This is a genomic window from Pseudomonas sp. GP01-A4 (assembly GCF_058780865.1).
Map to the genome: position 1 here is coordinate 1 of NZ_JBYSWF010000122.1, position 10,419 is coordinate 10,419.

8 protein-coding genes are annotated in these 10,419 nt (G+C 60.8%); 6 read left to right on the forward strand and 2 right to left on the reverse strand.

Features of this window, described 5'->3' with window-relative positions; translation table 11 throughout:
- Positions 1-67: 67 nt before the first annotated feature.
- On the reverse strand, positions 68-652 hold the full coding sequence (locus tag AC3WKX_RS33445; protein ID WP_003219791.1) for an acyl carrier protein phosphodiesterase: 585 nt from the start codon (positions 650-652) through the stop codon (positions 68-70).
- A 156-nt stretch (positions 653-808) separates the two neighbouring features.
- Between AC3WKX_RS33445 and AC3WKX_RS33450 the strand changes: the two genes are divergently transcribed.
- The 3 genes from AC3WKX_RS33450 to AC3WKX_RS33460 are packed head-to-tail and all read left to right on the forward strand — an operon-like array spanning position 809 to position 3,385.
- Positions 809-1,123, forward strand: coding sequence for an ArsR/SmtB family transcription factor (locus AC3WKX_RS33450; RefSeq protein ID WP_102606439.1), 315 nt, complete (start codon positions 809-811; stop codon positions 1,121-1,123).
- 13 nt (positions 1,124-1,136) lie between these two features.
- The gene (locus AC3WKX_RS33455) at positions 1,137-2,303 is read left to right on the forward strand and encodes an MFS transporter (RefSeq protein ID WP_003219795.1); all 1,167 of its coding nucleotides are present in this window, start codon (positions 1,137-1,139) and stop codon (positions 2,301-2,303) included.
- 26 nt (positions 2,304-2,329) lie between these two features.
- Positions 2,330-3,385, forward strand: coding sequence for an alkene reductase (locus AC3WKX_RS33460; protein WP_003219797.1), 1,056 nt, complete (start codon positions 2,330-2,332; stop codon positions 3,383-3,385).
- Positions 3,386-3,615: 230 nt separating this feature from the next.
- On the opposite strand, the gene AC3WKX_RS33465 is transcribed toward AC3WKX_RS33460, so the two are convergent.
- Complete coding sequence (locus AC3WKX_RS33465; protein ID WP_003219798.1) at positions 3,616-4,248, reverse strand: TetR family transcriptional regulator; 633 nt, start codon at positions 4,246-4,248, stop codon at positions 3,616-3,618.
- A gap of 286 nt (positions 4,249-4,534) precedes the next feature.
- Here AC3WKX_RS33465 and AC3WKX_RS33470 point away from each other — a divergent pair, with 286 nt between their 5' ends.
- From AC3WKX_RS33470 to adeC, 3 genes are read left to right on the forward strand one after another with little or no spacing between them, the layout of a single operon-like run.
- Positions 4,535-5,683, forward strand: a complete 1,149-nt coding sequence (locus AC3WKX_RS33470) for an efflux RND transporter periplasmic adaptor subunit (RefSeq protein WP_003219800.1) — start codon at positions 4,535-4,537, stop codon at positions 5,681-5,683.
- Between the two features lie 3 nt (positions 5,684-5,686).
- Entirely contained in the window at positions 5,687-8,848 is a 3,162-nt protein-coding gene (locus AC3WKX_RS33475) for an efflux RND transporter permease subunit (protein WP_003219803.1), read from the forward strand.
- Positions 8,845-10,302, forward strand: coding sequence for an AdeC/AdeK/OprM family multidrug efflux complex outer membrane factor (adeC, locus tag AC3WKX_RS33480; RefSeq protein WP_003219806.1), 1,458 nt, complete (start codon positions 8,845-8,847; stop codon positions 10,300-10,302). The genes AC3WKX_RS33475 and adeC overlap by 4 nt, the downstream gene beginning before the upstream one ends.
- Positions 10,303-10,419: the final 117 nt, after the last annotated feature.

Below are 10,419 nucleotides of genomic sequence, written 5' to 3' on the forward strand. Positions count from 1 at the left end.
GGCGGTGCATCAGTCAGCAGATTCATTAGCTGACCCACCGCTTTCGCGAGCAAGCCCGCTCCCACATTTATAGTTGTATTGCCAACTGGCTATTTGAGAACCGCTGCAATTCTGGGTAAAACACCCGAAAGTCCTCGCTCAACGGCTCGTACAGCGCTCGTAATTCCTGCATGGCATGGCCCAGTTCTTCGGGCCGTGTCAGGCGTCGGCCAATTCCTCGAAGTACCTGTTCCATCACCGCAAATTCGCGGTACGAACCCAGCCAGTCATCCGCCGCCATGTACGGCGCAATCTGCGCCAGCCGCCCCGGCAATGCCGGTTCTTCGGCGAGCACCCGGTAAACCTCAGAGGTAAATCGCTCCAGCGGCTGATCGGCATATAACGCCCAGTCCCGCGCCAGGCAGTGGTCGAAAAACACATCGAGGACAATCCCGGCATAGCGGCGCCGGGTCAGGGTGAAGCGCGACAGCGCCTGCCCGATCAGCGGATGACTGTCGGTGTAGCGATCGATTGAGCGATGCAACTGAATCGCCGACTCGATTTGCGGGCTGAACTGGCCTTGCAGGCGACCTTTAACAAAGTCGCCATACAGGCTGCCAAGCAATTGAGCAGGAAGTTGGCCGCCGAGGTGCAGATGTGCGAGATAATTCATGGCGCGCAGTCTAGCACTGCCGTCAACGTATCGTTATAACCCGATATACCGATTCAATCTGGTTTAAGACCAAATTCATATTGGTATATCGGGATGCAACGATTTAAAGTTCGCCTCATCGCGATATAACGTTTTACAAAACCGAGCATCACTGCCATGTCCATCGACCTCGACGAAATAATAAAAGCCCTGGCGCACCCAGTACGGCGAGACATCCTCAACTGGCTGAAAGACCCGAAAATGCAATTCCCCGAGCAGCTGCACAACCACGAATACGGCATTTGCGCCGGGCAGATCGACCAGCGCTGCGGGCTGTCTCAGTCCACCGTGTCGGCGCACCTGGCGAACCTGCAACGGGCGGGGCTGATCAGCAGCCAGAAGGCCGGCCAATGGCACTTTTTCAAACGCAATGAGGACGTGATCCAAGCCTTCCTCAAAGCGCTCACCGAAGAACTCAGCGCACCGCTGTAACAAGGACCCATCAATGCCTCTCTCGCTACTCATCCTGGCCTTAAGCGCCTTCGCCATCGGTACCACCGAGTTCGTCATCATGGGCCTGTTGCCCGATGTGGCGGCCGACCTCGGTGTATCGATTCCCGGCGCCGGCTGGCTGGTGACCGGCTACGCCCTGGGCGTGGCCATCGGTGCCCCCTTCATGGCACTGGCCACCGCCAAGCTGCCGCGCAAGGCCGCCCTGGTAGCGTTGATGGGCATCTTCATCATCGGCAACCTGCTCTGCGCCCTGGCCAGTGACTACAACGTGCTGATGTTTGCCCGTGTGGTCACCGCGCTGTGCCACGGTGCCTTCTTCGGTATCGGTTCGGTGGTCGCCGCCAACCTGGTGCCGGCCAACAAGCGTGCTTCGGCCGTGGCGCTGATGTTCACCGGCCTGACCCTGGCCAACGTGCTCGGCGTACCGCTGGGCACCGCGCTGGGTCAGGAAGCCGGCTGGCGCTCGACCTTCTGGGCCGTGACGGTGATTGGGGTGATCGCCCTGATCGGTCTGATCCGCTTCCTGCCGGCCAAGCGTGACGAGGAAAAACTCGACATGCGCGCCGAGCTCAGAGCACTCAAAGGCGCCGGCATCTGGCTGTCGCTGAGCATGACCGCGCTGTTCGCTGCGTCGATGTTCACCCTCTTCACCTACGTCGCGCCGCTGCTGGGGGACGTCACCGGTGTTTCGCCCAAGGGCGTGACCTGGACCCTGCTGCTGATCGGCCTGGGCCTGACCGTCGGCAACATCATTGGCGGCAAGCTGGCAGACAAGCGCCTGGCTGCCACCCTGATCGGCGTGTTCATCAGCATGGCGGTGGTGTCCACCGTACTGACCTGGACCAGCGTCGCCGTGATCCCGACTGAAATCACCCTGTTTCTCTGGGCCACCGCCTCGTTTGCCGCCGTACCGGCACTGCAGATCAACGTGGTGACCTTCGGCAAGGCCGCACCGAACCTGGTGTCCACCTTGAACATCGGCGCCTTCAACATCGGCAACGCCCTCGGCGCCTGGGTGGGCGGCAGCGTGATTGCCCACGGCTTCGGCCTGACCAGCGTGCCCCTGGCCGCTGCTGCACTGGCCGTGCTCGCGCTGCTGGTGACCCTGATTACTTTCCGTCAGACCGGCGATGCCGACCTGGCCCCCGCGACTAATTGATCAACTAAAGAGAAGGGTGTTATCCCATGACGACTATTTTCGATCCGATCAAACTGGGCGACCTGGAACTGTCGAACCGCATCATCATGGCGCCGCTGACCCGCTGCCGTGCCGACGCCGGTCGCGTGCCCAATGCGCTGATGGCTGAGTACTATGTCCAACGCGCTTCCGCCGGGCTGATCCTCAGCGAAGCCACCTCCGTAACGCCAATGGGCGTGGGTTACCCGGATACCCCGGGCATCTGGTCCAACGACCAGGTTCGCGGCTGGGCCAATGTGACCAAGGCCGTGCACGGTGCAGGCGGCAAGATCTTCCTGCAACTGTGGCACGTGGGCCGGATCTCCCACGAGTCGTACCTGGACGGCGAAGCACCGGTTGCCCCAAGCGCCATCGCAGCCAAGGGCCACGTCAGCCTGGTGCGTCCACTGGCCGACTACCCTACCCCGCGCGCCCTGGAAGTCGCTGAAATCGCCGATATCGTCGACGCCTACCGCGTAGGTGCCGAGAATGCCAAGGCCGCCGGTTTTGACGGCGTGGAAGTCCACGGTGCGAACGGCTACCTGCTCGACCAGTTCCTGCAAAGCAGCACCAACCAGCGCACCGACAACTACGGCGGCTCCCTGGAAAACCGCGCACGCTTGCTGCTCGAAGTCACTGACGCCGTGATTGAAGTCTGGGGCGCCGGTCGCGTCGGTGTGCACCTGGCACCACGCGCCGACGCACACGACATGGGCGACGCCAACCTGTCGGAAACCTTCACCTACGTCGCCAAAGAGCTGGGCAAGCGTGGCATCGCGTTCATCTGCTCCCGTGAAAAGGAAGCGGGCGACAGCCTCGGCCCACAACTGAAAGCCGCCTTCGGTGGCCCGTACATCGCCAACGAACGCTTCACCAAGGACAGCGCCAACGCGTGGCTGGCTTCGGGCAAGGCTGACGCCGTGGCATTCGGCGTGCCGTTCATCGCCAACCCGGACCTGCCGGCTCGCCTGAAGGCCGATGCACCGCTGAACGAAGCACATCCAGAGACTTTCTACGCCAAAGGCCCGGTCGGCTACATCGACTACCCGACCCTGGCACTCTGATCTGCTGAAACGAAAAAGCCCCGACTTGCGAGAGCCGGGGCTTTTTTATGGGCCGCAGGAAACATTCCTTCACAGCCTTGCAACAATATTGCTACAAAATACTTAGCCAACTACCTATCAACCGCCCGCCAGCCCGTATATAACGTCACCCCACAAAATCAGGGAAAAGCCTGATTGACCAGCCCCGGTGTTTATTGTTGACACAACTGGTCGCAATTACGCATTTTGTCTTAATTGCGCAGGCCAGGGCTCAAGCGCAGCATGTCCAACGCGATATCGACCCAGCGCTCTGCGTCCTGGGCCAACTGGAAACTGTCGGGCACCAGCAGCCACTGGCCGAGAATTCCGTCGATATAGGCGTGCATGCACACCGCGGCACGTACGGTGTCGAGATTCTCCGGAAGCTGCCCGCGATGGACCGCGTTACGCAAGGTCAGCCCGATGCGCAGGTTGCATTCGAGGCTGGCGGTCTGGCGCTGACGGCGCAGATCACACATTTCATCGGTGAATTCGCACTTATGAAACAAAATCTCATTGATGCGCCGGGTCTTCGGGTCCAGGGCCACTTGATGGAACAGATGAATCAGCAGCTTGCGCATGCAACCCAGCGGATCGACCTCGTCCTCGCTCTCACTGGCCCTGGCCAATTCATCCAGCGGCTCGTGCAGTGTATCGAGCATCGCCTGCACCAGGTCGGCCTTGTTGCTGAAATGCCAGTAGATGGCACCACGTGTCACGCCTGCCAGCGCGGCAATATCCGCCAGCGTGGTACGCGCAACCCCGCGCTCGTAGAAGGCCTGCTCGGCCGCTTCAAGAATCTGGCTGCGCGTTTCCTGAGCTTCCTCTTTGGTACGACGAACCATGGCAGTAAAACCTCAATCAGGAGACTTGGGGTGATCGGTAACGCAGACTCAACCGCTGCTAACGACCATCTGAATAATTGTGGGACGACGCCGTCAAGGGCGCCGAACGTACTAGAATCGAGGCTTTGGACGCTGCTTTGTCAACATTCCGCGAAGCCTGTCAAGAGTTTACAAACAACCATGAACGTAAGTATATTGCGTAGCAAGCTACTTATCCACTCAGTGCCTGTTTTTTACCCTTCCACACTTCTTGTGCGCACTCTGCGCGCCTGACCCGAGGATCTTCATGCAACTTAAGCCAGCTGTTACCGCCCTGGTTACTGCCGTCGCCCTGGCATCGCTGCTCAGCGGATGTAAAAAGGAAGAAGCGGCTCCGCCCGCTCAAACCCCTCAGGTCGGCGTGGTCACTATTCAACCTCAAGCCTTTACCCTGACATCCGAGCTGCCAGGCCGCACCACGGCCTACCGCATTGCCGAGGTTCGCCCTCAGGTCAACGGCATCATTCTCAAGCGTCTGTTCAAGGAAGGGGGCGACGTCAAGGAAGGCCAGCAGCTCTATCAGATCGATCCGTCGGTGTATGACGCCTCGCTGAAAAGCGCCCAGGCCAACCTCGCCCAGACCAAGTCGATTGCCGATCGCTACAAGCAGTTGGTCGATGAGCAGGCCGTCAGCCGCCAGGAATACGACACCGCCGTGTCCAACCGCATGACCTCTGAAGCCAACGTGCAAACGGCCCAGATCAACGTGCGCTACACCAAGGTGTTTGCCCCGATCTCCGGGCGTATCGGTCGCTCTTCGGTCACCGAAGGCGCGCTGGTCAGCAACGGCCAGACCGACGCCATGGCAGTGATCCAGCAACTGGACCCGATCTACGTCGACGTCACGCAGTCCTCCGCCGAGATGCTGAAACTGCGTCGCGACCTGGAAAGCGGCCAACTGGAAAAAGCCGGCGAAAACGCGGCCAAGGTCAAGCTGACCCTGGAAGACGGCACCGCCTACGGCGTGGAAGGCAAGCTGGAATTCTCCGAAGTCTCGGTCGACGAAACCACCGGTTCCGTGACCCTGCGGGCCGTGTTCCCGAACCCTGACCACACCCTGCTGCCGGGCATGTTCGTCCACGCGCAGTTGCAAGCCGGTGTGAACAGCAAGGCCATCCTGGCACCACAGCAAGGCGTGACCCGCGACCTGAAGGGCATCCCGACCGCGCTGGTGGTGAACAAGGACAACAAGGTCGAGCAACGTGTACTGGTGGCCAACCGCACTACCGGCGCCTACTGGCTGGTGGAAAAAGGCCTGAACGCCGGTGACCGTGTGATCACCGAAGGCCTGCAATTCATCAAGCCGGGCATCGAAGTCAAGGTCAAGGACGCTGATAACGCCAAACCCGCCGGTTCCGCTGCTGCTCCTGCTGCCGCTGCTGGTCAAGGGGAGTAATTCATGTCGAAATTTTTTATCGACCGTCCCATTTTCGCCTGGGTAATTGCCCTGGTGATCATGCTGGTCGGGGCACTGTCGATCCTGAAGTTGCCCATCAACCAGTACCCGGCCATCGCGCCAACCGCCATTGATATCCAGGTGACCTACCCGGGCGCGTCTGCACAAACCGTGCAGGACACCGTGGTGCAGGTGATCGAACAACAGCTCAACGGTATCGACAACCTGCGTTATGTCGCCTCGGACAGTAACTCCGACGGCAGCATGACCATCACCGCGACGTTCAACCAGGGTACCAACCCGGACATCGCCCAGGTTCAGGTACAGAACAAGCTCAACCTGGCGACCCCGCTGCTGCCACAAGAAGTACAGCAGCAGGGTATCCGCGTTACCAAGTCGGTGAAGAACTTCCTGATGGTGATCGGTCTGGTGTCGGAAGACGGCAGCATGACCAAGGATGACCTTTCCAACTACATCGTTTCCAACATCCAGGACCCGATTTCCCGGACCGCCGGTGTGGGCGACTTCCAGGTGTTCGGTTCCCAGTACGCCATGCGTATCTGGCTCGACCCGGCCAAGCTGAACAACTACCAGCTGACGCCAGTGGATGTCAGCAACGCCATCCAGGCGCAGAACGTCCAGGTGGCCACCGGCCAACTCGGCGGCCTGCCTGCCCTGCCCGGCACTCAGTTGAACGCCACCATCATCGGCAAGACGCGTCTGCAAACCACTGAAGCGTTCGGCAATATCCTGATGAAGGTCAATACCGACGGTTCCCAGGTTCGCCTGGGTGACGTTTCGCGTATCGAACTGGGCGGCCAGAACTACAGCATCAGCGCACAGTTCAACGGCAAGCCGGCTTCCGGTATGGCGATCAAGCTGGCAGCCGGTGCCAACGCACTGGACACCGCCAAGGCGATTCGCGAAACGGTTGCGTCCCTCGAACCGTTCTTCCCGCCTGGCATGAAGGCTGTGGTGCCGTATGACACCACGCCGGTTGTGACCGAATCGATCTCCGGTGTGGTTCACACCCTGATCGAAGCGATCGTGCTGGTGTTCCTGGTGATGTTCCTGTTCCTGCAGAACTTCCGCGCCACCATCATCACCACCATGACCGTACCGGTGGTATTGCTGGGTACCTTCGGGATCCTCGCTGCGTTCGGCTTCACCATCAACACCCTGACCATGTTCGGCATGATCCTGGCCATCGGCTTGCTGGTGGACGATGCCATCGTTGTGGTGGAGAACGTCGAGCGGGTAATGGCCGAGGAGCACTTGTCGCCCAAGGAGGCGACGGTCAAGTCCATGGGCCAGATCCAGGGGGCCCTGGTGGGTATCGCCCTGGTGCTGTCGGCGGTATTGCTGCCAATGGCGTTCTTCGGTGGTTCCACCGGTGTGATCTACCGCCAGTTCTCCATCACTATCGTTTCGGCGATGGCGCTGTCGGTACTGGTTGCCCTGGTCTTCACCCCGGCCTTGTGCGCCACCATGCTCAAGCCGATTGACCCGGAAAAACACGGCCAACCCAAGCGCGGCTTCTTCGGCTGGTTCAACCGTACCTTCGACCGTGGCGTACTGAGCTACGAGCGCGGCGTCGGTAACATGATCAAGCACAAGTTCCCGGCGTTCGTGGTCTATGCCCTGATCCTTGCCGGCATGATCTGGATGTTCACCCGCATTCCAAGCGCGTTCCTCCCAGAGGAAGACCAGGGCGTGATCTTTGCCCAGGTACAAACGCCGGTGGGTTCTTCGGCTGAACGTACGCAGAAAGTCATCGACGATATGCGCGCCTACCTGTTGAACGACAAGGAAGGCGAGCCAGGCGAAGGCAAGGCTGTCAAATCGGTGTTTACCGTGAACGGCTTCAACTTCGCCGGTCGTGGCCAGAGCTCGGGCCTCGCGTTCGTGATGCTCAAGCCGTGGGACGAGCGTGACTCGAGCCAGTCGGTATTTGAGGTTGCCAAGCGTGCCCAGGGTTACTTCTTCGGGGCCTTCAAGGACGCCATGGTATTTGCCGTGGTGCCACCTTCGGTACTCGAACTGGGTAACGCCACCGGTTTCGACGTGTTCCTGCAAGACCAGGGCGGCGTCGGCCACCAGAAGCTGATGGATGCGCGTAACCAGTTCCTGGGTGCCGCGGCACAAAGCAAGATCCTGGCGGGCGTGCGCCCCAACGGCGTGAACGATGAGCCGCAGTACGAGCTGACCGTTGACGACGAGAAGGCCAGTGCCCAGGGCATCAGCCTGGCAGACATCCAGCAGACCCTGGCAATCGCCTTGGGTGGCAGCTACATCAACGACTTCATCGACCGTGGTCGTGTGAAGAAGGTGTATGTACAGGGTGACGCCGCCAGCCGGATGTCTCCGGAAGACCTGAGCAAATGGTACGTGCGCAGCACGTCCGGGAAGATGGTGCCGCTGTCGGCCATCTCTTCGGGCAAGTGGATCTTCGGTTCGCCGAAACTCTCGCGCTATAACGGTGTAGCGGCGATGGAAATCCTCGGTACCCCGGCACCTGGCTACAGTACCGGTGATGCGATGGCGGAAGTCGAACGCATTGCCAAGGACCTGCCGGCTGGCGTTGGTTACTCCTGGACCGGCCTGTCGTATGAAGAACGTCTGTCCGGCTCCCAGGCACCTGCGCTGTACGCCCTGTCGCTGCTGGTGGTGTTCCTCTGCCTCGCGGCACTGTACGAAAGCTGGTCGATCCCGATTGCGGTGATTCTGGTTGTACCGCTGGGTGTGATCGGTGCGTTGATCGCCACCAGCCTGCGGGGACTGTCCAACGACGTGTTCTTCCAGGTGGGCCTGTTGGTGACGGTGGGCCTGGCAGCGAAAAACGCCATCCTGATCGTGGAGTTCGCCAAGGAGCTCCACGAGCAGGGCAAAGGCATTGTCGAGTCGGCCATCGAGGCATCCCGCATGCGTCTGCGACCGATCATCATGACGTCCATGGCGTTCATGCTCGGCGTACTGCCCCTGGCAATTTCCACCGGTGCCGGCTCAGGTAGCCAGCACGCCATCGGTACGGGCGTAATTGGCGGTATGATCACCGCCACGGTCCTCGCGATCTTCTGGGTACCCCTGTTCTTCGCAACCGTGTCCTCCGCTGGCGAGCGTAAAAAGACTGAACCCAAGCAAACTCCTAAAGAGGCTGGCCAATGAGCAAGTCGCTACTTTCCTTAGCTGTCACGGCATTCGTGCTCAGTGGCTGCTCGCTGATCCCGGACTACCAGCGCCCTGAAGCGCCGGTAGCCGCGCAGTTCCCGCAGGGGCCGGCGTATTCGTCGGCCCAGGCGCCGGGCCAGGCAGCTGCCGAGCAGGGCTGGAAGCAGTTTTTCCATGACCCTGCCCTGCAACAGCTGATCCAGACCGCCCTGGTGAACAACCGCGACCTGCGTGTCGCGGCCCTGAACATCGATGCGTATGCCGCGCAGTACCAGATCCAGCGCGCCGACCTGTTCCCGGCGGTTTCGGCCACGGGCAGCGGCAGCCGTACGCGCACCCCGGCCAAGCTGTCGCAGACCGGCGAAGCGGGCATCACCAGCCAATACTCGGCGGGCCTCGGGATCAGTTCTTATGAGCTGGACCTGTTCGGCCGCGTACGCAGCCTGAGCGAACAAGCGCTGCAACAATACTTCGCGACCGAAGAAGCGCGTCGCACCACCCAGATCAGCCTGGTGGCCAGCGTGGCCAACGCCTACCTGACCTGGCAGGCCGACAAGGAGCTGCTCAAGCTCACCCAGGACACCCTGGGCGCGTACGAGCAGAGCTTCAAACTGACCTCGCGCAGCAATGAAGTCGGCGTGGCTTCGGCCCTGGACCTGAGCCAGGCCCGTACCTCGGTGGAAAACGCCCGGGTTGCACTGGCGCGTTATACCCGCCAGGTGGCCCAGGACGAAAACAACCTGACCCTGCTGCTGGGTACCGGCCTGCCGGCGAACATCGTCAGCCGGCCATTGGCTGATGACCTGTTGAGCGAAGTACCGGCCGGCCTGCCATCGGACCTGCTGCAACGTCGTCCCGACATCCTGCAGGCCGAGTACAACCTCAAGGCGGCCAACGCCAACATCGGTGCGGCACGCGCTGCGTTCTTCCCGAGCATCACCCTGACCGCCAGCGCCGGCACCGCGAGCCCGACCCTGGGCGGCCTGTTCAAGGGCGGTTCGGGTACCTGGTCGTTTGCACCGCAGATCAACATCCCGATCTTCAACGCCGGCAGCCTGCGCGCCAGCCTGGATTACTCGAAAATCCAGAAAGAGATCAACGTCGCCAACTACGAGAAAGCCATCCAGACCGGCTTCCAGGAAGTCTCCGACGGCCTCGCCGCCCGTGAGACCTACAAGCAGCAACTGGACGCCCAACGTGGCTTCGTCGCGGCCAACCAGGATTACTACCGCCTGGCCGAGCGTCGCTACCGTATTGGTGTCGACAGCAACCTGACGTTCCTCGACGCCCAGCGCCAACTGTTCAGTGCCCAGCAATCGCTGATCACCGACCGCCTGGCGCAGCTCAACAGCGAGGTCAACCTGTACAAGGCCCTCGGTGGTGGCTGGAACGAACAGACCGCGAAGAACGAACCGTTGAAAGAAGAAGCACCGCCCTTGAAGTTGTTCTGATAGTGGCGCAGTAGACAAAAACCGCTTCCCGCCCAGGAAGCGGTTTTTTTACGCCCATGACTTTGCGTTCGATCATCGCCCACAACCCGCTCTCCCCCACTTTCATCGCCCCCGCAC